Origin of the sequence: Nocardia sp. CA-151230 (assembly GCF_050942175.1) — a bacterium.
In the GTDB taxonomy this organism is placed as follows: Bacteria; Actinomycetota; Actinomycetes; order Mycobacteriales; family Mycobacteriaceae; genus Nocardia.
This window is the reverse complement of sequence record NZ_CP192061.1, coordinates 2,448,046-2,470,263: the sequence shown is the minus strand read 5'-3', so window position 1 is coordinate 2,470,263 and position 22,218 is coordinate 2,448,046. Positions and strand designations below refer to the sequence as shown.

Genomic DNA, 22,218 nt, shown 5'->3' with positions numbered 1-22,218 from the left:
CTCGTCTGCAAGCTATCCCACCGGTGAGCTTCGGGCAAAACCGGCGAACAGCCCGCGACGGGCTCAGGAGGCGAGTTCGGGGGTGGACTCGGCGAGCGCGGGCGGCCAGGCCGTCGGGGTGATATTGGCCGGTTTGGTGGCGGGTCCGGCGTCCCAGTCGAAGTGGACGCCGACCCACGCCCGGGGCTGTTCGAAGGTGATGGCGCGGGCGTCGAAGGAGACGCGACGGAAGGAGATGTCGCCGAAGAAGTCGCCACCCGCGAAGATCACCGACCGTCCCGAGAACACGGCATCGGCGAAGGAGACCTTCCCGTGGTACTCGGCCCGGGCGAAGGACACCTCCTGGGTGCGGCCGGTGCGCCATCGCACCCGCGCACCCAGCCGGGTGCCGTCGAAGGAACCGGAATCGGAGTAGAAGCGGGAATCGGCGAAAGTAATCCGCGCGCCGGTGAATTCGGCACCGGCGAAGCTGACCCGGTCGCCGTCGAAAAGGGCGCGGTCGAAGGTTGTCAGGGCGGCGCCGAAGCCGGCCTCGGCGAAGACGGCCTGCTCGCCCGCGAAGGTGGCGCGGTCGAATGCCGTTCGCGCGCCGCGGAATTGCGCGCCCTCGAAACTCACGCCGCCGCCGAAAGTCGCCTCGGTGAAGGTGGCTCCGGCATTCTCGCGATCGGTCCGGTCGACCTCGGTGTGCGCGAAGACCGCCCGGTCGAAGACGGCCATGCTGCGGAAGATGGCCCCGCGGAAGGTGACCCGCTCCCCCAGGAACCGCGTCTGTTCGAAGGATACGGTGCGGCCGCTGAGGAACATGGCGTTGGTGAAGCGGGTATTGCGGCCGGCGAAGACGGCGTGCCGGAAGTCGGCATCCTCGAACACGGCGTCCGAGAAGTCGAAATCACAGCCGCACCATGATGTTTGGGCAGCGGGCCGCAGATGCTCGGCGATCACCCGCACGATGGTGTCGCGGACCTGCCGATCGTTCTGCCGATAGGTGTACACCCGCTCCACGGCCGTGCCGTGATCCTCGATGCGCTGCGATCTGGAGACCAGGTGGCTGGCGCCCTCCTCCGGTTGATACGGCAGCCGCAGGTATCCGCACAGCACATCCACGCACTGCTGCCGCCGCCAGCGGGCGGAGAACTCGTCGGCCACCCCGGCCATGGCGTAGACCCCGGCGATGCGCACCGCCACATCGGGATCTCCGAGCTGGCGGGCCGCGGCTCCGAAGACATCGGCGAAGCGCCCACGCTCGGCATCGCGCTGCCGCCGGTAGGCCACCACCAGGGCGACCGCCCCGAAGACACCCGCCGTCACGGCGAGCGAAATCTTGCTCAGATCCAGCTGATTCGGCGTCTCGGCCCGCGCGCCCAGGAAGTGCCACAGCATCCACCAGGTGACGCCCGCGACCGCGAGCCCGCCGAGCACGGCCACCAGTGCCGACACCATCAGACCCGACCGGTGTACCGTCCGGCTCACCACCCCACCGAACCTCCACCGCCGCATAGCCGAAGAATAGCGACCCCGGCCCCGTCACGCATCGGATGCGGCAATTCCGTCCCGGCTTCGCGCATCCGAAAATCGGGACACACCAAACCGTTTCACAACGTGGTGTGCCTGTGCTGCAGCAGCGCCGTATCTCCTGGTGCCGAATGACGCGTCCGCCCTGCGACACAGGGTCGCCGGGCGGACGCAGGTAAGACCATTCGGGAAATCAGGCGGCCGTCGCAGCCTCCGCGGGCTCGTCGACCTCCGCGGCCTCCGCATTGCGGCGCAGCCCGATACCGGCGGCACCCAGGCACGCCAGCGCCACCACCACCACGAACCACGGGAACACCGTGCTCAGCCCCCAGGTGGTGGCCGCCCACCCCGCCACCACGGTCGGCACCGCCATGGCCGAGTAGGCGAGCAGGTAGTAGGCCGACATGGTCTCGCCCCGCTTGTGCTGCGGGACAACATTGGACAGGTGCCGCAGCGATCCGCCGAAGCCGAGCCCGAAGGTGCCGCCGAGGGCGAACCCGGCCAGCAGCACCAGCACCCAGTTGTGGGTGTTCAGCGCCGGAATCGTGACCACCAGCGCGATCGCCATGCCGATATCGCCGGCGATGGCCGCGCGGCGTGCCGGAATCCCGCCCGCGATGGCCTGCGCGATCGCACCCGCGGTCGCTGTCGAAGCCACCACCGCCCCGCCGAAGACCAGATTGTGGATGCCCGTCTCGGCGGAGGCCAGCGACGGATACAGCGACAGCAGCACGCCCAGCACCGACCAGGCCGCCATCACGCCCAGCGCCGAGAACCAGAAGTCACCGCGGATCTCCTGCGGCACAGCCGGTTTGGCAATGGTGATGCGCTGCTTCTGCCGCGCCCCGTGCGGCTCCCGCAGCGCCAGCACGCCCGCCGCGATGAGCGCGCACACCAGCGTGATCACGACATACGGCGTGCGCAGCGGGTGCGGCGCGTACTGGGCCAGCACGGCCGAGCCCAGAATCGCCACGGCCATACCGACATTGAACGCCACCCCGGACAGCTGCCCGGACCGCGCACCCTGCTGCGGCCGCAGATCCAGCAGTGCCGCCGCGCCCGCCACCACGGTCGCGCCGACCGCGGCCCCGTGCAGCGCCCGGGCCAGCAGCAGCATGGCCACATTGTCGGCGAGCAGGAACACCACCAGGCCCACGATCATGAGCGCGAACGCACCCAGCAGGACCGGCTTGCGGCCCACCACATCCGAGATCCGCCCCGACACCAGCACCGCACCCAGCGCCGCCACCGCGTAGGCGGCGAAGACGAAGGTCGTGGTGAGCGGGGAGAAATGCCAGCTCTGCTGATAGATCCCGTACAGCGGGGCGGGCGCGCCCGAAACGCCCAGCGCCACACCGCTGGCCGCGAGGACGAGCGCGTACGCCCAGGTCTGGCTGCCCTGTTCGGCTCGAGTCGCAACCACCGTTGCCGATGCCATCGAACCCTCCATCAGGTAAGTTTGATTGTGATCGAACCAAACCCTACGCCGGGTTCGACGATTATCAAACTAGGTATCCGAGTGAGGTAGCTCATGTCCGACACCGAAGCGTCGCCCGCGGTGGCCCCGCTACCTGCGGTGCTCGGCGCACTTCAGGACCCGATCCGCCTCGAGGTCGTGCGGCGCCTGGCCAATGCCGGCACCCCGCTGCGCTGCAGCCTGACCTACGACGGCATCAGCAAATCGACGGCCGCCCACCACTTCAAGATCCTGCGCGAGGCCGGCGTCACCGATCGCGTCACCATCGACGGCAATACCCACCTCCGCCTGCGCTCCGCAGACCTGGACACCGCCCTCCCCGGCCTGCTCGCGGCAGTGCTGGCCGCCGCGAATCGGGAATGCGGTGACGCTGCGGTCGATACGCGAGCCGGAGTCGCCGCCCGAGAGCAGTTCGCCGCCACGTCAGGCGACGCTCCCCTGATCGACCACTCCGCATTCCGGGCGGATCAGGACGCCACATCGGGCGACGACGAGCCGAGCCGGAGTCGCCGCTGACCGGCATGCCCTCCACCCGTGGCGGTTCAGCCCGCCGCGATCCGGGCGGCAGCCAATTGTGCGCGCAGCGCGTCGTTTTCGCGGCGCAGGTCGTCGAGCTCGGCGGTCAGGCGCTGTCGTTCGGCCATGGCGTCACGGCGCTCCAGGGCGATCGCCTCGTCGAGACGCTCCTTGGTGAAGCGGGGGCGGATGTATTTGACGCAGTTCCAGTTGCAGGCCTCGACGGTGATGACGATCGCACGCTCGGCGATCTTCTGGATCGCGCCGTTGTAGGCCCCGGCCACCCGGTCGACCAGCTCCGGGTCCTCGGTGCGCTCGACCATGCGGGCGCGGCCGTAGACCTTCAGCCGCTCGCGCACCGGGTAGTCGATGAAGAAGAGCGCGACACGATCGTTCCCGGTGAGGTTGCCCACGGTGACGTACTGGCCATTGCCCGACAGATCGGCGAACGCGAGGGTGCGATCGTCGAGGACCTGGACGAAACCCTTGGGCCCGCCGCGATGCTGGATGTAGGGCCAGCCCTCGGGGGTAGCGGTGCCGAGGAAGAAGGAGTCTGCCGCGCGGATGAACCCCATCTCGCGGGGTTCGAGCGGTTGCGGCTCGTCGCTCCCGCTCTCGAGCTGGGCGCCGTAGTCCCGATAGCTCCCCGCGAGTTTCTGACGTTCCCGTGCCGCCGCCGAGAAGGCGATCCGCGCGTACCGATTCGACATGGCGCGTCCTTCCGCTGTCCCGCGATCGAACCTATCAGTACGTTCGGGCTGGTCCGAGGCCCGCGGGGTGTGGCGCTCGTCGCCCCGATCAGGACCGGGTGAGCGGCAGGGACTTCCACCAGTCGACCACACCACTCGGCGTGGCCGGATTGCCCCGGGTGTACAGCAGGAACTTCTCCCGCGCGGGATCGTCGAAGAAGGTGGTGGCGAAGGCGGTGGAGGGCACGTCCGGATCGGAATCGAAGCGCAGATTGGTGTATTGCTTTGCGCCGCAGTACTCCTTGAAGGACAGTTCCTCGATGGTACTGCCCGCCGGGCGAATTCGGTTCGCCACCGAACGGGCCGCGGCGCCCGAGCCGTAGGCGAACACGACGTACTCGCGGACATCGCGGTCGGCCGAGTACTGGCAGTCCCACGCCGCCGACCAGCCCTCGAAGGCCCACGGCGGCTGGAAATCCTTGGTGTCGTGATCCACCACCCGGCAACTCGCGGCGGCGAAACCCCCTCCGAGTCCGGGCTTCTGCGGAACCAGCCCCGGGAATTGCTTACTGATCTCGCCGATCTCGGCGGCGGGCTGGTTCGGCTTCTCCGAGTTGCCCGACGGCGTGAACAGGAAGACCGTCAGCCCCAGCGCGGCCGCCAGGCAGGTGCCGAGCAGCACCACCATCCGCACACCGATCAGCCGTCGGCGCGGCTGTCGCGACGAATTCGTCTTCACCGCAGGCGAATTCAGATATCGCCCGGTGGGCGGCCCGAACGCATCCTGGATATCGGTCAAGCGTCCCGAGCGCACGGCCACCGAGGACTGCACCGCCCGGCGCTGCGCCCCGGTATCCGACCGCGGCACCCGCCGCGCCCCGGTATCCAACTGCGGCACCCGCCGCGCTCCCGTATCCGATTGCGACACCCGGCGCTGCGCCCCGGTATCCGACCGTGGCACCCGCCGCGCTCCCGTATCCGATTGCGACACCCGCCGCGCCCCGGTATCCGACTGCACCGCACGTCGCTGGGCCGGCGTGGCCACCGATGCGGGGTGCGGACCAGCGCCCTGCTTGCCCCGGCGCGCGGCGGGTGAATTTCCGCGGCGCGCAGGCATTTCCGGGCCGTGGTCCTGCTGCGCCCCCGACGCACCTCCGGCCGCCAGCGCCCGCTGCGCCGCCGCCGCGAACTCCGTACACGATGGGTAGCGCTCATCCGGATTCTTCGCCAATGCCCGGGCCAGCACCGGATCCAGTGTCGCGGGCAGGCCCGGCCGCCGGGTCGCGATCGGCGGCGGGCTGTCGTACAGATGCGATTTGACGATCGCGCCGAGATCGGCGGCGAGGAACAGTGGCGCCCCGGTCAACAGCCGAAACAGGGTGCAGGCCAGCGAATATTGGTCCGAGCGGTGGTCCACCTGCAGACTCTGGAGCTGCTCCGGCGCCGCGTAGGCCAGCGTCGCCATCACCGAGCCGGACCCGGTGAGGCGCCCGGTCTCCCCCTGCAGCCGTGCGATGCCGAAGTCGGTGAGCAGCACGCCCGCCTGCTGTTCCCGGGTCTCGCGGGCCAGCAGGATGTTGGCGGGCTTCACATCTCGATGCAGCACGCCCACCCGGTGCGCGTAGTCGAGGGCGTCCGCGGTGGCGGCGACGATCTGCACGGCCTGCTCGGGCGACATGTCGGTCACCGCCTCGGCCTCGATACCGTCGACGTACTGCATGGCGATCCAGAGTCGCCCGTGCTCCATGCCCCGGTCGTAGACCGTGACCACGCCCGGGTGATTGAGCCGCGCGGCGAGGTCGGCCTCGCGTTCGAAGCGGGTGTGAGTCTCGTTGTCGCCGTGGTACTCCGAGTTCAGCACCTTCAGCGCGATCCACCGGGGCAGGCGTGGATGCCGGGCCAGGTACACCGCGCCCATCCCGCCGCGCCCCAGCTCTCGCTCGATCACGTACCCGGCGAAGTTCTCACCTGGAGAAAGCACAACCCCTCCCATTCCGGCGAGGTGATCATAGCCACAAACGGGCATACCTCACCGGCCAGGCGGGACTACTGCCGAGTAGCGATCTCAGTCCACGAGATGACGCACGGCGGCGGGCAGGTCGCGGGTGCGGCGGTAGGGTCCGGCCACCGCGACGCCGAAGGGGCGAGCGAGCAGGGCGGCCGCGATCCTGGAGACCTCGTCGGTGGTGACTTCGTCTATGCGAGCGAGGGTTTCGGACACGCTGCGGTGGTTGCCGTAGCTGAGTTCCGAGCGGCCGATCCGGTTCATGCGCGAGCCGGAATCCTCCAGCCCCAGCACCAGACCGCCCCGCAGCGAACCCTTGGCACGGGCGCACTCGGCGTCGGTGATGCCGTCGGCGGCCACCTCCTCGAGCACCCCGCGCGCCAAACCCGCTACGCGGCCCAGGTTTTCGGGCTGGCAGCCGAGGTAGACCGAGAACGCGCCGGTGTCGGCGAAGGTGTCGACGCTGGAGTACACCGAGTACGCCAGGCCGCGCTCCTCCCGAATGCGCTGGAACAGCCGCGAACTCAGCCCGCCGCCGAGCACCGTGTTGAGCACCGACAGCGGCCAGCGCTTCTCGCCCTCGTGCCGGCCGAAGGCGCGGGTACCGAACACCAGATGCGCCTGCTCGCTGTCGCGCTGGATGCGCAACAGCTCCGGATTGCCACGCGGCCGGAACCGGCCCTCCCGCCGGGGAGCGGGTTCCAGCCCGGATTCGAGCCGATTCCCGAAGGCGCGGTACACCAGTTCGACGGTGTGCTCGTGCTCGATATTGCCGGCCACCGCCACCACCATGCGGTCGGGCCGGTAGCGGCGCTGGTGGAACGAGCGCAGCTGCTGGGCCTGCATGGCCTCGATGGTGTCGACACTGCCGATCACCGGGCGGCCGATCGGATGATCACCGAACAGCGCGGTGAGGAAGGTGTCACCGACGATGTCCTCGGGATCGTCGTCGCGCATGGAGATCTCCTCCAGCACGACCTGCCGTTCCACCGATACGTCCTCGGCGCGGCACAGCCCGTTCATCACCACGTCGGTGACCAGGTCCACCGCCAGCGGCAGATCCTCGTCCAGCACGTGCGCGTAATAGCAGGTCTGCTCCTTGGCGGTGAAGGCGTTCAGCTCACCGCCGACCGCGTCCATGGCCTCCGCGATATCCAGCGCCGAGCGCGAGGGCGTGGCCTTGAACAGCAGATGCTCGAGGAAGTGCGCGGCGCCGGCCACCGTCGGGCCCTCGTCGCGTGAGCCGACCCCGACCCACACGCCGATCGACGCCGAGCGCACGCCCGGCACATGCTCGGTGACCACCCGTAGACCGCCGGGCAGCACGGTGCGGCGCACGCCGATATCCGTTGCGGGCGCTTGATTCTGGGCAACCACCAGTGAAGAGCCCCCCTGCTCCAGATTGCGGAGCAAGGGGGCCGTGTCTGTCGCGGCGCGCGCGGAACCCACGCGCACCGTGGACTGCTTCTTCGTCACAGAGAAATAATTACTCTGCGTTCGCGTCGGCCGCAGCAGAGGCTTCGGAGTTGTCCGAATCCTCGTCGATCGGCACCAGCGAGATCTTGCCGCGGTTGTCGATGTCGGCGATCTCCACGCGGATCTTGTCACCCACGTTGACCACGTCCTCGACCTTGGCGACGCGCTTGCCGTTGCCCAGCTTCGAGATGTGGACCAGACCGTCGCGGCCCGGCAGCAGCGAGACGAACGCGCCGAAGGCAGTGGTCTTGACGACGGTGCCCAGGAAGCGCTCGCCGACCTTCGGCAGCTGCGGGTTGGCGATGGCGTTGATCGCGTCGATCGCGGCCTGCGCCGACGGGCCGTCGGTCGCGCCGACGAACACGGTGCCGTCGTCCTCGATGGAGATGTTGGCGCCGGTGTCCTCGGTGATCTGGTTGATGACCTTGCCCTTGGGTCCGATCACCTCGCCGATCTTGTCCACCGGGATCTTGATGGCGGTGACGCGCGGAGCGTAGGGGCTCATCTCGTCCGGGGTGGCGATGGCCTCGGCCATCACGTCCAGGATGGTGTGGCGCGCGTCCTTGGCCTGGTTCAGCGCACCGGCCAGCACCTTCGACGGGATGCCGTCGAGCTTGGTGTCGAGCTGCAGGGCGGTGACGAACTCGCGGGTACCGGCGACCTTGAAGTCCATGTCGCCGAAGGCATCCTCGGCGCCCAGGATGTCGGTGAGGGCCACGTAGCGGACCTCGTCCTCACCCTTGTCGTTCTTCACGGTGTCCGACACCAGGCCCATGGCGATACCGGCGACCGGGGCCTTCAGCGGCACACCGGCGTTCAGCAGCGACAGGGTCGAGGCGCAGACCGAACCCATCGAGGTGGAACCGTTGGAGCCCAACGCCTCCGAGACCTGACGGATGGCGTACGGGAACTCCTCCTGCGACGGCAGCACCGGCACCAGCGCACGCTCGGCGAGCGCGCCGTGGCCGATCTCGCGACGCTTGGGCGAGCCCACGCGACCGGTCTCACCGGTGGAGAACGGCGGGAAGTTGTAGTGGTGCATGTAGCGCTTGGAGGTCTCCGGGCCGAGCGAGTCGACCTGCTGCGCCATCTTCACCATGTCCAGGGTGGTGACACCCAGGATCTGGGTCTCGCCACGCTCGAACAGCGCCGAACCGTGGGCGCGCGGCACCACGGCGACCTCGGCGGACAGCGCGCGGATGTCGGCCAGGCCACGGCCGTCGATGCGGAAGCTGTCGGTCAGGATGCGCTGGCGCACAAGCTTCTTGGTGACCGAGCGGAAGGCGGCGCCCAGTTCCTTCTCGCGACCCTCGAAGGACTCGGCCAGCTCGGAGAGCACGGAGAGCTTGATCTCGTCGATCTTCTCCTCGCGCTCCTGCTTGCCCGCGATGGACAGCGCCTCGTTCAGCTCACGCTTGGCGGTGCCCTCGACGGCCTCGTAGGCGTCGGGCTGGTACGGCAGGAAGATCGGGAACTCTTCGGTCGGCTTGGCCGCCAGGGCGGCCAGGTCCGACTGGGCCTTGCACAGGCGGGCGATGAACGGCTTGGCGGCCTCGAGGCCCTCGGCCACAACGGTTTCCGTCGGCGCGGAGGCGCCGTCGGCGATCAGGGCGAGCACATTGTCGGTGGCCTCGGCCTCGACCATCATGATGGCGACGTCACCGTCGACCACGCGGCCCGCGACGACCATGTCGAACACGGCGCCCTCGAGCTGCTCCACGGTCGGGAAGGCGACCCACTGGCCCTCGATCAGCGCGACGCGCACGCCGCCGACCGGGCCGGAGAACGGCAGGCCCGCGATCTGGGTGGACGCCGAGGCGGCGTTGATCGCGACCACGTCGTACAGATCCTTCGGATCCAGCGACATGACGGTGACGACGACCTGGATCTCGTTGCGCAGGCCGTCGACGAAGGACGGGCGCAGCGGCCGGTCGATCAGGCGGCAGGTCAGGATGGCGTCGGTCGAAGGGCGCCCCTCACGACGGAAGAACGAGCCGGGGATACGGCCGGCGGCGTACATGCGCTCCTCGACGTCCACCGTCAGCGGGAAGAAGTCGAACTGGTCCTTGGGCTGCTTGGAGGCCGTGGTGGCCGACAGCAGCATGGTCTCGTCGTCGAGGTAGGCGACGACGGAACCGGCGGCCTGCTTGGCCAGGCGGCCGGTCTCGAAACGAATGGTGCGAGTGCCGTAGCTGCCGTTGTCGATCAGGGCGACGGACTCGAAAACGCCGGGCTCGACCTCGGCGGCGGAACTGGTCTGGGTGTCGGACATCTTTGTTATCTCAACCTCTCGTCTTCGCCGGGTCCAGCACGTATCGATCACGTGCGACCCGGCTCATGAGCCGTACCCGGCATGGGCGCGCGGCAGCCCTCCTGGCCACAGCGCGCACACCCGGCCCTATCCCCTTGGATACGGCGACGCGGAGGCGGTCATCGATCGAAGCCCTCCGGGCGCGCATGGTTCATCTCACTTCGCGCCCCGAAAAGCCACTACCGAAGACCGACGCCACGCGACGGGTGCATACGGCTCGTGTTGGCGTATACCCGGCCGATCCTCCCCCTCGTGGGGATCCACGGCCACATATACGAAAGGCCAACGAGGAGATTCTATGCCTCCTCGTTGGCCGGTTCGTCAACTACCTCTGCCGACGAGGTGTGTCACCTCGCCGCGCCGAGGGTCCGCGGCTTGGGTCAGCGACGCAGGCCGAGACGCTCGATCAGCGAACGGTAACGCTCGATGTCCTTGTCCTGCAGGTACTTCGAGAGCCGCTTGCGACGACCGATCAGCGCCATCAGGCCGTGGCGGGTGTGGTGGTCGTGCTTGTGCTTCTTGAGGTGCTCGGTGATGTCGGCGATCCGCTTGGACAGCAGCGCGATCTGCGCCTCCGGGGAACCGGTGTCCTTCTCGTGCACGCCGTACTCGGCGAGGATCGCCGCCTTCTGCTCAGTGGTGAGAGCCACAGATACTCCTTGTTTCAGTCCGCGCTCGAGGGACCGGACGAATCCGGTTGGGCGCCGCCGCGGACCGCAGCAAACCCGACGTGACACCTTACCGGAGTCTCCGGTTGTGGCGGAAATCGGCCCCGGGAGCCCTACTCCTCGTCGGTGCCGTCGCCGAGGACCTTGCGGGCCTGGTCGACGTCCTTGCCGATGGCCTCGACCAGCTCCTCGATGGACCCGAACTTCCGCATGCCACGCAGCTGCTCGACGAAGTCCACGGCGACGTGCTTGCCGTAGAGGTCTTCGTCGAAATCGAGGACATGGGGCTCGACGGTGCGGTTACGGCCGTCGAAGGTCGGGTTGGTGCCGACCGAGATGGCGGCCATGTGGCGCTCGCCCACCAGCGGGTCGCCGGGTTCGAGGACGGTGAACCAGCCCGCGTACACCCCGTCGGCGGGGATGGCCGCGTGCATGGTCGGGGCCACATTGGCGGTCGGGAAACCCAGGCCCTTGCCACGGCCGTCGCCGTGCACGACCACGCCCTCGACGCGATGCGGACGGCCCAGCGCCTCGGCGGCCGCGCCCACATTGCCCTCGGCCAGGCAGCCGCGAATGTAGGTGGAGGAGAAGGTGACGGCGTGCTCGCCGAGCAGCTGCACGCCGTCGACGTCGAAGCCGTAGCGGCTGCCGAGCTCGCGCATGGTGTCGACGGTGCCGGCGGCCTGCTTGCCGAAGGTGAAGTTGTCGCCCACCACGACCTCGGCCACGTGCAGCCGGTCCACGAGCAGTTCCTCGACGTACTCCTCGGGGGTGAGCTTCATGAAGTCACGGGTGAAGGGCATCACCACGAACACGTCGATGCCGAGTTCCTCGACCAGTTCCGCGCGCCGGTCCAGGGTGGACAGCTGCGCCGGATGCGCACCGGGCCGCACCACGTCGACCGGGTGCGGGTCGAACGTCATCAGCACCGACGGAACGCCCCGCACCGCAGCGGATTTCACCGCACGGCTGATGAGCTGGGCGTGACCGCGATGCACGCCGTCGAATACCCCGATGGTGAGGACACACCGGCCCCAGTCCGCGGGCATCTCCTCGAGACTTCGCCATCTCTGCACACGGGAAGCCTACGCAAAGCGCGTCACAGACAATATTCGGCGGTGCGGATCTTCACGGCCGGAAGCATGTCCGTCACCCTGCGTTCACCACTCCGGTCCGCCGGCCGGCGTGGCCCACCCGGAGATGAACCAGTGCTGGCGGCCGGTATCGGGTTCGTACCATCGGCGCGGAAGCCTCCCGACGTCGGCTCCGTAGACATGGATGCCGACGCAAGGGGTCTGGCTCCCGCAGTTGACTCGATGGACGTCGTCGTCGGTGGTGCAGCAGATCGTCACCTGACCGCGATGCCAGTCGTGTTCCACGGTCGCCACGAGCGGGATGTCCGGGGCCGCCGGTTTGACGTAGCGGGTCTCGTGTTCGACACCGGAGTAGATCCCGACCACTCCCCAGGTCTCGTGTCCGTGGACGGGCGTGGTCTGACCGACGTCCCACACCGCCGACACGATGCTGAACGATCCATCGGTCGCGACATGGAGCGGGTACACCACGTAGTGGTCCGCATGCGGCTGCGTGAATTCGGACGGCAGAGTGACCTCCGAGGCCAACAGCGCCCGAAGCCGGTCGGCCACCAGAGCCGTGAGCCGGTGCTCGTCACGGTTGTCGTGGACCAGGGCGTCCACGTCCCCGGCGAACCGGGTCAGATCGGCGGCATCGCGCCCGGTATGGATGCAGGTCATCGAGACTCCTCTCCGTCTCCCCGGTGGAGGCCGCTCCGATCAGGCCCTCAGCACCAAGTGGTAAGCCCTTCAGCACCAAGTAGAGTCGCGCCGCAACGGTCGAACATGAGGAATTTGTCCCATTTTCGGGAGTGGCACCGGTGGGGGCGGAGCGTCGTATCCGGAACGGCGTCGGCGTAGCGTGAGTAGGCGCGACGACAGGAGACGATCGTGGCACCGTTCGTTTCCAGAAGAGAGGTCCTGGCGGCACTGTCGATTGCGATCGATCTGGGCTTGGGCCAGCCGATGGAGCACATGCTGCGGTCCGCGGTCATCGGGACCCGGCTTGCCGATCTGCTGCGCCTGACCGAGGAGGAGCGGTCGGCCGTCTTCCATACGTCTCTGCTGATGTGGATCGGATGCCATGCCGATTCGCACGAGTACGCGCACTGGTTCGGCGACGACATCACTGTTCGCCACGACAGCTTCGCGGTGGATTGGTCGGGACTACCGTATCTCCGCTTCCTGCTCCGCAATGTCGGACGCGGGTTGCCGTTGGGCAAGCGGGCGCAGATCGGCGCGACGTTGATCAAGGACGCCAGGGGCAACCTCGGCAAACTCGTGCGCTCGCACTGCGCTTCCGCATCGCTGCTGGCCGAGCAGTTCGGCCTGGGCCAGGAGGTCGCCTCCGCGCTGCGCTTCGCCTTCGAACGCTGGGACGGACGTGGACTGCCGAACGGAGTTGCGGGCACCGACATCCCGATCGTGATGCGGGTCGTCCAGCTCGCCGATGTCGTCGAGGTGCCCCATCGCGCCAACGGCGTCGAAGCGGCGATCACGGTTGCCCGCAGCCGAAGCGGCGGACAGCTCGACCCGCAACTGGTGTCCGTCCTCGTCGGCTCGGCAGGTGACATGCTCGGCCTGCCGGACGACGCGTGGTCGGCTGCCGCGGCTTCACTGCCCGATCCGGATCGAATTGTCACCGGTGCCGAACTCGATACGCTGCTGCAGGCACTCGGCGACTTCGTCGACCTGAAATGTCCTTTCACCCTTGGTCATTCGCGTGGGGTGGCCGACCTGGCGCATGCCGCGGCGGGCTGCGCCGGACTGGGCCCGGCGGATGCGGACCTGATGCGCCGGGCAGGGTATGTCCACGACCTCGGCCGCATCGGCGTGTCCAACCACATCTGGGAGAAACCGGCCCCGCTCACCGCCTCCGAATGGGAACGGGCGCAGATGCACCCCTACCTGACCGGCCGGATCCTGAGCCGCGTGGGCGGTCTCGAGGCGGTCCGAACCGTCGCGGAACGGCATCATGAACACCTGGACGGCTCGGGGTACCCGAACGGTCTCACCGGCGGCGCTCTCTCCGTGAACGACCGGCTGCTCGCAGCGGCGGTGAAGTACCACAGCTCGCGGGAACCGCGACCGTATCGGGTGGCCCTCGACCCCGATCAGGCTGCTCGCCGGCTGCGCCGCGACGCCGCTGCCGGGAAACTCGAACCGACCGCGGTCGAGACAGTGCTGGAAGCCGCGGGACACCGGCGGTCCAGGCGACCCGCACGCCCGTCCGGTCTGACCCCCAGGGAAACCGAGGTACTGATCAACGTGGCCCGGGGTCGATCGAATCGGGAGATCGCGAAGGCCCTCGGCGTTTCGGAGAAGACGATCCGTAATCACGTCGAACACATCTACAGCAAGATCGGCGTCACGAATCGGGTCGGGGCGAGCCTGTTCGCGACGCAGCACGGCATGGTCGTCCCCGCGTCACTGTGAACCGGAAAAGGGGGCGAATGCCTCATGATCACCCGGGCCGTCCCGACGACGATCGTTCCATGGCGACCATCAAGAACCCCAGAACCGCGGCGCAGGCGACGATCGACCAACCGGCCCTCTGGCCCGGTACAGACGAACGGCTCGCCGGTTACGGCGTGATGGGTATGCCGTTCGAAACCGGGGACTACCTGGCACTCCGGCATTTCGCCGCCACGTCGATCGGTCCGGGCTATCGCGCTGTGTGGCACCGGAACCCGGCAGGCGAATGGACCTTCTACTCCGACGTGGCGCCGGAACTCAGCTGTGCCCGGTACTTCTCCGACGGCGGCTCGGCCACCACGGTCCGCACCCCGATCGATATCGAGTGGGTCGGCCCGTACTCCTTGGAGGTCCGGATTCCCGGCATTCTCGCGTGGCGGATCGACCTGGAAGCCACCGGCCGTACCCGCCTGCTGAGTGCCGTGGGACGTCACACCCCGGCCGCGGTATGGCGCAGCGACCGTTTCCATCGGATCATGGCCAAGGGCGCAGGCCCGATGCTGCAGGTCGGGCGTATCCGCATGAGCGGAACCGTCCCGAACGGGCAGCACTTCGCGGCCGGACCGCTGCGGATGTGGCTCGTCTCCGCCGGCCGGGCGCGGTTGCGCGGGGCCGATCTCGGCGCGCCCGCTCCGCTGCCACAGCAGCAGAAGCTCGGCGACTTCTGGCTGCCGCAACGCGGCGTATTCGTCGTCGCGAGAGCCGCGTTCGAACCGTTCGACCCGGCCAGACACCTGGCCCCTGCCGCCGCGGCGTGATCGCGGGCAACGCCGTCGGTCATCGACGTTCGAAGGCCGCGATTTCGACATCCGGATCGTTCCGGCGCCGGTAGGTTGGAGCCTGCGGGAGTTGAAACCGAAGGTCAGGAGTGCGCCTCGATGACCTGGACCACCGACCCGGTCACACCCTGGATCAGCCCTCGGTCGGCCCATCGACAAGCCGTAGCGGCGGGCCTGGTCGTGATGTGCCGCGACCCGCTCAATGCCGAGACGCCGGTTTCCGACCTGGGGGGCGGTATCACTCCGAACGCGCGGTTCTACAAGCGGAATCATTTCCGGATTCCGGATCTCGACCCGGCCGACTGGCGGCTTCGGGTCACCGGCCGTGTCACACATCCGTCGGCATGGACTATGCCGGACCTGCTCCGAATGCCGTCGCGGACACGGATTGTCACCCTCGAGTGCGCCGGCAACGGCCGATCGGCCCTGGACCCGCCGACGCCGGGAGAACAGTGGGGACCCGGCGCGGTCGGCACCGCGGAATGGACCGGAGTGCCCCTGATCGAGGTGCTCACGCAGGCGGGTGCCGCGCCCGGAGCATGCGAGGTCGTATTCCGCGGTGCGGACAGCGGGCCTGTCGACCGGCATTCGGGAACGATCCGCTTCGAGCGCAGCCTCGACCTGACCGATGCCCAGCACAGCGGGGCGTTGCTCGCCTACGCCATGAACGGTGAACCGCTGTCGGCCCTCCACGGCCGTCCGCTACGGCTGGTCGTTCCGGGCTGGTACGGGGTGGCATCGGTGAAGTGGCTCACCGACATCGAGGTCCTCGACCATCGGTTCGCCGGGTACTTCCAGACCGAAAAGTACTGCTACGAGTGGGAGCGCGGAGGGCAGGTCGTCACCGAGCCGGTGCGCCTGCAGCACGTACGGTCCGTGATCACGGTTCCCGCGTCGAACGCCGTCGTGCGCCCCGGGTCGCTCACCATCCAGGGTGTCGCCTGGTCCGGGCCTGCCCCGATCACCAGCGTCGAGGTCTCGATCGGCGAAGGGAGCTGGCAGCGGGCTCGATTGCGGGGGAAGCAATTGCCGGACAGCTGGCGCGACTGGGATCTCGTCACCTCTGTCGATGCCCCCGGACCGACGACCGTGCGGGTGAGGGCGACGGATGCGGCCGGCCACACCCAGCCCGACGAGCCCGTATGGAATCGGTTGGGGTACGGGGCAAACGCGGTCCACAGTGTGCCGATCCACGTCACGCGATAGCGGACCCTCGTGCCGTACCGTGCTCCCTACCAGCGAGCGCGCCGATGTGTGAAACCGCGCGAGGTGTGCCTAAGCTCGGGTACGTGCCCGGAAAACGAGACATCGCCACCCGCCGCGAGCTGGCCGATCCGTCCGCACCTTCCGAACCCCACAGCAAGACCACGACCGTCGCCCCGGTGCTGTCCTCGGTCGCCCAGGACTACCTGAAAGTGATCTGGACGGCGCAGGAGTGGTCGCAGGAGAAGGTGTCGACCAAGCTGCTCGCCGAGAAGATCGGCGTCTCCGCGTCCACGGTGTCCGAGGCCGTCCGCAAGCTCGCCGACCAGGGGCTGGTCGAACACGCCCGCTACGGGGCCATCACGCTCACCGAGGACGGCCGCCGCGCCGCGATCGCCATGGTGCGCCGGCACCGGCTGATCGAGACCTTCCTGGTCAATGAACTCGGCTACGGCTGGGACGAGGTGCACGACGAGGCCGAGGTGCTCGAGCACGCCGTCTCGGAGACGCTCATGGATCGCATCGACGCCAAACTCGGCCACCCCGACCGGGATCCGCACGGGGACCCGATTCCCTCGGTGGACGGCGCGGTGCCCACTCCCCCGGCCCGTCAGCTCAGTGATTTCGACGCCGGCGAATCCGGCCGGGTGGCACGGATCTCCGATTCCGATCCGGCCATGCTGCGCTATTTCGATTCGCTCGGCATCGCGCTGGACACACCCATCGCCGTGGTGGAGCGGCGCGATTTCGCGGGCACCATCGCGGTGCAGGTCGAGGAACGCACGATCGACCTCGGAAGCATTGCGGCCGAAGCGATCTGGCTCAGCGAAGCGCACTGAACGGGCGGCCCGGCAACCCCGTCACCCGGGATTTTCCGCTGCCCGAACGTGGCGGCGGCCGGTGCGATCGAACACCGTGGTCAGGCGGGCGCGGCCGGAGTCGCCCGGGAGGTGAGGGCCGCGAGCAGCGAGGAGACCTCGGCAGGCACGTACGGCTGACTCCACCGATGCGTCCGAGTCCGGGTTCCGTCGCTGACGGTGAGCTCGTAGCTGAACCCATCGGGAACACCGGTCCCGGCCGATCCGGCGGGGTCGCTGGTGAGCAGCCCCGCCGCGATCGTGGCATCGCCGGGCGGCAGGTCGGCGGCGTCGACCTCGGCGGTCAAGTCCAGACCGGCCAGCCCACCCGACCGTCGATATGCGATGCGTATCGGCGACATACGAACGAGCGTAGTCCCGATGTGATCACTGCACCGGAACCTTCACCGCGTCCCAGCCGGCCCGCACCGCGTCGGCTTCGCTACTCGTGGCACCGAAGCGGGTGCGCGCGTTCTTCAGCGTGAGGGTCGCGAAGCCGGTGAAGGTGCTGTTGGGCTTGAGCCTCGGGTCGTTGAGGGTTTCGTACCAGATCGTGCCCGGCGCCTGCCATGCCGATCCGCCGATCGTGATGGCGGTGACGGCGAACGCGCGGTTGGGGATTCCGGAGTTGATGTGGACACCCCCGTTGTCCGAGGTGGTCTGCACGAAGTGGGCCATGTCCGCCGGCTGATTGTCATGCTTGTTGGCGGTGCCCGGTGCTTTCATCGACCGCAGCGCCGGTTTCAGCAATGGCCCCACGATGTCGGCGCCGATGAGCCAGTCCGCCTGCGCGGCGGTCTGGCCCAGGTGGTACTGCTTGACCAGCGACCCGAACACGTCGGAGATCGACTCGTTCAACGCACCCGACTCGCCCGAATAGATCAGGTTCGCTTCGTGTTGGGTGACGCCGTGGGTCAGCTCATGGCCGATCACGTCGATTCCCTGGGTGGTGTCGGTCAGGATCTGGCCGTCACCGTCGCCGAAGAACATGTGCCCCTGACCATCCCAGAACGCGTTGTCGAAGGCGGAGCCGTAATGCACCAGCCCGGCGATCGGCATACCCTGGCCGTCGATCGAATCTCGTTGAAACACATCCCAATACAGCGAGTATGTGGCGCCGAAGCCGACATACGCCGCGTCGGCGGAGGCGTCCCCGGACGGCGGGTCGCCCTCGCGCCGGACCAGCGTCCCCGGACCCGGGTCCTGCGAGTGCCGCTGGTCGTAGATCCAGCGGTGCGGGGTGCCGCCGGTGGCGGCCAGCGCGAGCCGGACGGGCGCGACGAGCCGGGCGGCGACCTCGGCACGAGCCTGCCGGAACGAACTGTCCATGTCCAAGGCCGTCAAGACCGCCAACCGCTGCTCGTGCGTCGCTTCCCTGGCCAGCGAGACCAGCAGGTCGGGCGGCAGAATGCAGGCGAGCGAATGCCTTCTCATGATGTCTCCCCCTTGGTTCTCAGGCGCGAACGAGGCTGCGGTTCGCCGGATCGGAGATCCAGTCGAGCAAGCCCTTGACGTCCTGGGTGAAGTACGGCCCGAATTCCACCGTGTCGCCGTCGTTGATGTGAAAACTCTGCAGCCCGTTCGCATATTGGCGCGCCGAGCCGTTGAAATCGGTGATCCACGGTCCGCCGCTGCTGCCGTGCTCCATATTGTCGTTGCTCAGCCCGATGGTGCCGGCGGTCGAACTGGATTGCACCGTGCCCAGGGCCTCGTCCATCTTGTTGCCGTCGAAGGGCGGGCTGGGTGTCGCGGGGTAGCCGACCGCATCCCAGACCCGCCCCGCGGTGGCGGCGTTCCACAACAGACCCAGCCAGCCCACCTGATTTCCCGGGGCGCTGTCGAACCAGATCATTCCGTAGTCGAAGGCACGGTCCCCGCGTTGGGTCCACGCCGTCCAGGCCGCGGCAAAGGTGTAGTTGAAGCGGTACGCCGGGTCCGAGGTGGCGCGACTGGGATAGGACGGGAAGAACGCCAGATTGGTGGACCAGTTGCCGTTGCCGAAGACACAGTGGCCGGCGGTGAGCAGGACGTTCGGCGCGATGAACGACGCCGATCCGGCGAAGTTGTTGTTGTTCTGGGTGAAGAACAGCTTGCCGCAGGTGGTGTACGGGTAGGCCAGCGGGTTCAGTACCGGGTCGGCGTCGCTGGTGCCACCACGGCCCGACTCTCGGTGTGCGCGTCCGGTTCCGTTGTGACCCGCCGGAGTATGCCCGGCCTTTCCGGACGGCCGCGGTGCGATCGCCTGCCGGGGCTGTGCGGCCTCACGCTCCCGCGGCAGCGGAACCGGGATGGCGGCGGCTCGGCGTTCGGGCGTCCAGTATTCTTCGCCGGCCTCGACGCCGGCCATTTCGGCCGGGCCGGATCCGACCACGTAGTTCTCGTTCTCGCGTGATGCGCTCATTGCGGTGGTCTCCTCTTCGGGTGTTTCCAGCAGGGTCGAAGCTGCGGGATCATCGAATGACCCAGCCGGAGAATGAATTCGGAGGCCGCGAGTAGCCACAGCCTCCTCACCCCCCGAGGCCGGTAATGGATGGGCCCGTTTCGCCCCTCTACAGGGTGAGCCGGTCCGAACCGAGGGGCATGAGTACTCGGCTACTCGAATCCGCGGGTCGGCCTGCAGGGAGCATCCGGAGAACCACCGCCGCCGGCGTCAGACGAGGCGGTGCCCACCGTCCACGTGCAGGACGGTGCCGGTGACGAAACCGTTGCCGATGATCGAGAGCACGGCGGCCGCAATGTCGTCCGGTCGCCCCAACCGCCTGGCGGGCAGCTTCTCCGCCATGGCCGCCAACCGCTCCTGCTTGTCCTCCCAGGGCATGGACTCCCAGATGTCGGTCAGCACCCAGCCGGGCGAGACCACGTTCACTCGGATCGGGCTCAGTTCGATCGCGAGCGCCCGCGCCAACCCCGCGAGGGCGGCGTTCACCGCCGCCACCATCGCCCCGCCCACCGCCGGGCGGTAGGCGGCGATTCCGGAAATGAAGGTGAGCGAGCCGTTCTCGGTCAGGCGCGCGTGCTTGGCCAGCAGCATCGACCCGATCAGCTTCGTCTCGAGAAAACCGCGCCCGTGCTCGAAATCGAAGGTGGCGACGGGTCCGTACGCCCCGGTCGGATCGGCGGCGGTGGTGATCACGTGATCGACGGTCCCGACGGTCTCGAACAACCGCGAAACCTGTTCCTCGTCAGCGACATCCGCGACGACGGCACTCACCTTCCCATCCCCGAGCTCCCGCACCGCGTCGGCCAGCCGCTGCTCCGACCGGCCGACGATGATCACCTCGTTGCCCGCCGCCAGCAAGGCGTCGGCGATCGCCTGGCCCATACCGGAGCCGCCGCCCACCACGACCGCACGTCCGACCTGTGTTCCGAATCCCTTGTCTGTCATGCCATTCAGCAAACCGGCGGCACGCACCCCTCGTCCACGACGCGCGATCGAACAGCTGTGAGGCCGGGGCTAACACCGCAGGCCGGCCGCATGCGTCAGGGCTGGAACGCCGCGAGCATGGCCTCCACCGCGCGCTGGTCCGGGCCGACGAACGCGGGCACCTCCGGCGCGGTGGCCGTCAGGTCGAACAGCCGCTCGTTCAGGCCCCGGGCCGGGGGCAGGTGGGTGCCGTGGATGCCCGAGGGACCCATCCCGCGCACGGGATCGACGGTGTCGCGTGCAGTTCCACCTAACACAGTTAGGAATGTGATTTGCATCACTCTCAAAGTCGAAGGCCCGGGCGGGAACCGGTCAGCCGGAACCGAGGCGGAGGCCGCCGGCGAGGGCGTCGGCCATGGTGTGCAGCAAGGGGTTTCGGGTGGCGGTCCGCCAGGCGGCGGCGTAGGTGATGACCAGGGGGCGGGGTTGCAGCGGCCGCCAGACCAGGCCGGGGACCGTCGCGGTGCGGGCGGAGCCGACGCCGATGGCCCCGGGCCGGAGCGGAAGCAACTGCAGCATCTGGGCGTGGCTCATGGCGCTGTCGCTGAGGACGACGGTCGCACCCCGCTCACGCAGTTGCGACAGCACCGAGTCGTGGACCTCGGGGGCGGCGTCGCGGGCGAACATGATGAGCTCGTGGTCGCCGAGGTGGGCCGGCTCCACCGAAACCGCTGCCGCGAGCGGGTGTTCGCGGGACATGACGATGCCGAGCTCCTCGTCGGCGATGGGGGTGCAGGTGAGATGGTCGGCCAGCCGGACCGGCATGCGCAGCACGGCCAGGTCGACCTCCTCCCGATCCAGCAACCGCGCCTGGTCGCCGCTGGTACCGGTGGACAGCGCGATGCGCACCCCCGGCTGGCGGGCCTTGAGCAGCGCCTCGAGCCGCCCCGGCAGCCAGGCGGGCGCGCCGTTCACGATGCCGAGGCGGAACACCGCATTGCCGGGCTGGGCGACCGCCCGGGTCTCGCGCAGCGCGGTCTCGGCCGCCTCCAGCACATTCCGGGCCGTCTTCAACAGCACCTCACCCGCGGCCGTCAGCTCCACGCCATGACTGCCGCGGATCAGCAACGGCCCGCCGACCTCACGTTCGATGGCGCGGATCTGCTGGCTCAACGTCGGAGTGGAGATGAACAACCGCTCCGCCGCGCGCCGGAAATGCAACTCCTCCGCCACCGCCACGAAATACCGCAACTGCCGCAATTCCACCCTTGAAGAGTAGGCGGCCGCCCGGGTGCGCGGACAACCCGCCGGGCACCGGAATCGCCTCGGAATTCGAGGGATCTACGCCCAGCCCGGGCTCGGGGAGGGGGAGGTGACGGTGGCCCAGCGTTCGGCGATGCGGCGACCCTGGAAGCGCCACAGCACGAAGCCCTGGAAGCTGAGCGGCCGGCCGGTGGCGCGGTCGGTCCAGCGCCAGATGTTGCGGCACATCACCCGGTCGCCCTCGGCGAGCATCTCCACCACCGTGACGTGCAGGTCGGGCATGGCCTCGTACATGCCGAGCATCATCTTCTCGTCGCCGGTCAGGTCGGTGGGGCGGCCGCTGGGGCCGTCGTGGTCGAGGAAGTCGGGGGTCATATTGCGGTGGATGACAGCGGCATTGCGCCGGTTCACGAACTCCTCGAAATGGTCGGCGACGAACTGCTTCATGGATTCGAGGGAGAGGTCGGTGGGCATCTTCGCCTCCTCTGCGCGGCCGGGCGGCCCTCTCCATGGTGCGCCCGGTCGCCCACGCGGCGTGCGGGATTGG

The 22,218-nt window shown here is 68.6% G+C and carries 20 protein-coding genes and 1 pseudogene; 5 read left to right on the top strand and 16 right to left on the bottom strand.

From position 1 onward, the window contains the following. Positions 1–63 precede the first annotated feature (63 nt). Both ACQP1O_RS11175 and ACQP1O_RS11170 read right to left on the bottom strand, forming a co-directional pair. The gene (locus ACQP1O_RS11175) at positions 64–1,500 is read right to left on the bottom strand and encodes a pentapeptide repeat-containing protein (protein WP_433565737.1); all 1,437 of its coding nucleotides are present in this window, start codon (positions 1,498–1,500) and stop codon (positions 64–66) included. A gap of 208 nt (positions 1,501–1,708) precedes the next feature. Next, on the bottom strand, positions 1,709–2,953 hold the full coding sequence (locus ACQP1O_RS11170; RefSeq protein ID WP_433565736.1) for an MFS transporter: 1,245 nt from the start codon (positions 2,951–2,953) through the stop codon (positions 1,709–1,711). Between the two features lie 93 nt (positions 2,954–3,046). Between ACQP1O_RS11170 and ACQP1O_RS11165 the strand changes: the two are divergent. Continuing rightward, positions 3,047–3,358: pseudogene (locus tag ACQP1O_RS11165) on the top strand (ArsR/SmtB family transcription factor); the annotation flags it as partial. Between the two features lie 176 nt (positions 3,359–3,534). Here ACQP1O_RS11165 and ACQP1O_RS11160 read toward each other — a convergent pair. From ACQP1O_RS11160 to ACQP1O_RS11130, 7 genes are all read right to left on the bottom strand, one after another. Then, on the bottom strand, positions 3,535–4,218 hold the full coding sequence (locus tag ACQP1O_RS11160) for a pyridoxamine 5'-phosphate oxidase family protein (protein WP_433565735.1): 684 nt from the start codon (positions 4,216–4,218) through the stop codon (positions 3,535–3,537). 88 nt (positions 4,219–4,306) lie between these two features. Next, a complete protein-coding gene (locus ACQP1O_RS11155; protein ID WP_433565734.1) occupies positions 4,307–6,178 on the bottom strand; it encodes a protein kinase domain-containing protein in 1,872 nt (623 codons plus the stop codon). Positions 6,179–6,262: 84 nt separating this feature from the next. Next, positions 6,263–7,603, bottom strand: coding sequence for a M16 family metallopeptidase (locus ACQP1O_RS11150; RefSeq protein ID WP_433567651.1), 1,341 nt, complete (start codon positions 7,601–7,603; stop codon positions 6,263–6,265). An 85-nt stretch (positions 7,604–7,688) separates the two neighbouring features. Then, entirely contained in the window at positions 7,689–9,950 is a 2,262-nt protein-coding gene (locus ACQP1O_RS11145) for a polyribonucleotide nucleotidyltransferase (protein ID WP_354839254.1), read from the bottom strand. A gap of 419 nt (positions 9,951–10,369) precedes the next feature. After that, complete coding sequence (rpsO, locus tag ACQP1O_RS11140; RefSeq protein WP_433565733.1) at positions 10,370–10,639, bottom strand: 30S ribosomal protein S15; 270 nt, start codon at positions 10,637–10,639, stop codon at positions 10,370–10,372. A 131-nt stretch (positions 10,640–10,770) separates the two neighbouring features. After that, positions 10,771–11,733: a bifunctional riboflavin kinase/FAD synthetase gene (locus ACQP1O_RS11135; RefSeq protein WP_433565732.1), complete on the bottom strand. Its 963-nt coding sequence runs from the start codon at positions 11,731–11,733 to the stop codon at positions 10,771–10,773. Between the two features lie 84 nt (positions 11,734–11,817). Further along, a complete protein-coding gene (locus ACQP1O_RS11130) occupies positions 11,818–12,411 on the bottom strand; it encodes a hypothetical protein (RefSeq protein WP_433565731.1) in 594 nt (197 codons plus the stop codon). 210 nt (positions 12,412–12,621) lie between these two features. Here ACQP1O_RS11130 and ACQP1O_RS11125 point away from each other — a divergent pair, with 210 nt between their 5' ends. The 4 genes from ACQP1O_RS11125 to ACQP1O_RS11110 all read left to right on the top strand — a co-directional run bounded on the left by ACQP1O_RS11125 (position 12,622) and on the right by ACQP1O_RS11110 (position 17,026). Then, positions 12,622–14,166: an HD domain-containing phosphohydrolase gene (locus ACQP1O_RS11125; protein WP_433565730.1), complete on the top strand. Its 1,545-nt coding sequence runs from the start codon at positions 12,622–12,624 to the stop codon at positions 14,164–14,166. Positions 14,167–14,225: 59 nt separating this feature from the next. Beyond that, positions 14,226–14,963 (top strand): hypothetical protein, encoded by a 738-nt coding sequence (locus ACQP1O_RS11120; RefSeq protein WP_433565729.1) that lies wholly within the window; start codon positions 14,226–14,228, stop codon positions 14,961–14,963. Positions 14,964–15,083: 120 nt separating this feature from the next. Beyond that, complete coding sequence (locus ACQP1O_RS11115; protein WP_433565728.1) at positions 15,084–16,190, top strand: sulfite oxidase; 1,107 nt, start codon at positions 15,084–15,086, stop codon at positions 16,188–16,190. Between the two features lie 83 nt (positions 16,191–16,273). Beyond that, positions 16,274–17,026 carry a metal-dependent transcriptional regulator gene (locus tag ACQP1O_RS11110; protein WP_433565727.1) on the top strand — a complete coding sequence of 251 codons (753 nt, stop codon included), beginning with the start codon at positions 16,274–16,276 and terminating at the stop codon, positions 17,024–17,026. Between the two features lie 80 nt (positions 17,027–17,106). Here ACQP1O_RS11110 and ACQP1O_RS11105 read toward each other — a convergent pair whose 3' ends face one another. The 7 genes from ACQP1O_RS11105 to ACQP1O_RS11075 all read right to left on the bottom strand — a co-directional run bounded on the left by ACQP1O_RS11105 (position 17,107) and on the right by ACQP1O_RS11075 (position 22,145). Then, positions 17,107–17,406: a protealysin inhibitor emfourin gene (locus ACQP1O_RS11105; RefSeq protein ID WP_433565726.1), complete on the bottom strand. Its 300-nt coding sequence runs from the start codon at positions 17,404–17,406 to the stop codon at positions 17,107–17,109. A 25-nt stretch (positions 17,407–17,431) separates the two neighbouring features. Beyond that, positions 17,432–18,478: a M4 family metallopeptidase gene (locus ACQP1O_RS11100; protein WP_433565725.1), complete on the bottom strand. Its 1,047-nt coding sequence runs from the start codon at positions 18,476–18,478 to the stop codon at positions 17,432–17,434. Positions 18,479–18,497: 19 nt separating this feature from the next. Next, entirely contained in the window at positions 18,498–19,445 is a 948-nt protein-coding gene (locus tag ACQP1O_RS11095; RefSeq protein WP_433565724.1) for a trypsin-like serine peptidase, read from the bottom strand. Positions 19,446–19,694: 249 nt separating this feature from the next. Continuing rightward, positions 19,695–20,429, bottom strand: coding sequence for an SDR family oxidoreductase (locus ACQP1O_RS11090; RefSeq protein WP_433565723.1), 735 nt, complete (start codon positions 20,427–20,429; stop codon positions 19,695–19,697). Between the two features lie 95 nt (positions 20,430–20,524). Further along, entirely contained in the window at positions 20,525–20,689 is a 165-nt protein-coding gene (locus tag ACQP1O_RS11085; protein ID WP_433565722.1) for a hypothetical protein, read from the bottom strand. 91 nt (positions 20,690–20,780) lie between these two features. Further along, positions 20,781–21,674, bottom strand: a complete 894-nt coding sequence (locus ACQP1O_RS11080) for a LysR substrate-binding domain-containing protein (protein WP_433565721.1) — start codon at positions 21,672–21,674, stop codon at positions 20,781–20,783. Positions 21,675–21,749: 75 nt separating this feature from the next. Continuing rightward, positions 21,750–22,145, bottom strand: coding sequence for an ester cyclase (locus ACQP1O_RS11075; RefSeq protein ID WP_433565720.1), 396 nt, complete (start codon positions 22,143–22,145; stop codon positions 21,750–21,752). Positions 22,146–22,218: the final 73 nt, after the last annotated feature.

Coding starts and splice junctions, on each gene's coding strand:
- ACQP1O_RS11175 (WP_433565737.1), bottom strand. CDS start 1,500: ATGCGGCGGTGGAGGTTCGGTGGGGTGGTGAGCCGGACGGTACACCGG.
- ACQP1O_RS11170 (WP_433565736.1), bottom strand. CDS start 2,953: ATGGCATCGGCAACGGTGGTTGCGACTCGAGCCGAACAGGGCAGCCAG.
- ACQP1O_RS11160 (WP_433565735.1), bottom strand. CDS start 4,218: ATGTCGAATCGGTACGCGCGGATCGCCTTCTCGGCGGCGGCACGGGAA.
- ACQP1O_RS11145 (WP_354839254.1), bottom strand. CDS start 9,950: ATGTCCGACACCCAGACCAGTTCCGCCGCCGAGGTCGAGCCCGGCGTT.
- ACQP1O_RS11130 (WP_433565731.1), bottom strand. CDS start 12,411: ATGACCTGCATCCATACCGGGCGCGATGCCGCCGATCTGACCCGGTTC.
- ACQP1O_RS11120 (WP_433565729.1), top strand. CDS start 14,226: ATGGCGACCATCAAGAACCCCAGAACCGCGGCGCAGGCGACGATCGAC.
- ACQP1O_RS11115 (WP_433565728.1), top strand. CDS start 15,084: ATGACCTGGACCACCGACCCGGTCACACCCTGGATCAGCCCTCGGTCG.
- ACQP1O_RS11105 (WP_433565726.1), bottom strand. CDS start 17,406: ATGTCGCCGATACGCATCGCATATCGACGGTCGGGTGGGCTGGCCGGT.
- ACQP1O_RS11100 (WP_433565725.1), bottom strand. CDS start 18,478: ATGAGAAGGCATTCGCTCGCCTGCATTCTGCCGCCCGACCTGCTGGTC.
- ACQP1O_RS11095 (WP_433565724.1), bottom strand. CDS start 19,445: ATGAGCGCATCACGCGAGAACGAGAACTACGTGGTCGGATCCGGCCCG.
- ACQP1O_RS11090 (WP_433565723.1), bottom strand. CDS start 20,429: ATGACAGACAAGGGATTCGGAACACAGGTCGGACGTGCGGTCGTGGTG.
- ACQP1O_RS11075 (WP_433565720.1), bottom strand. CDS start 22,145: ATGCCCACCGACCTCTCCCTCGAATCCATGAAGCAGTTCGTCGCCGAC.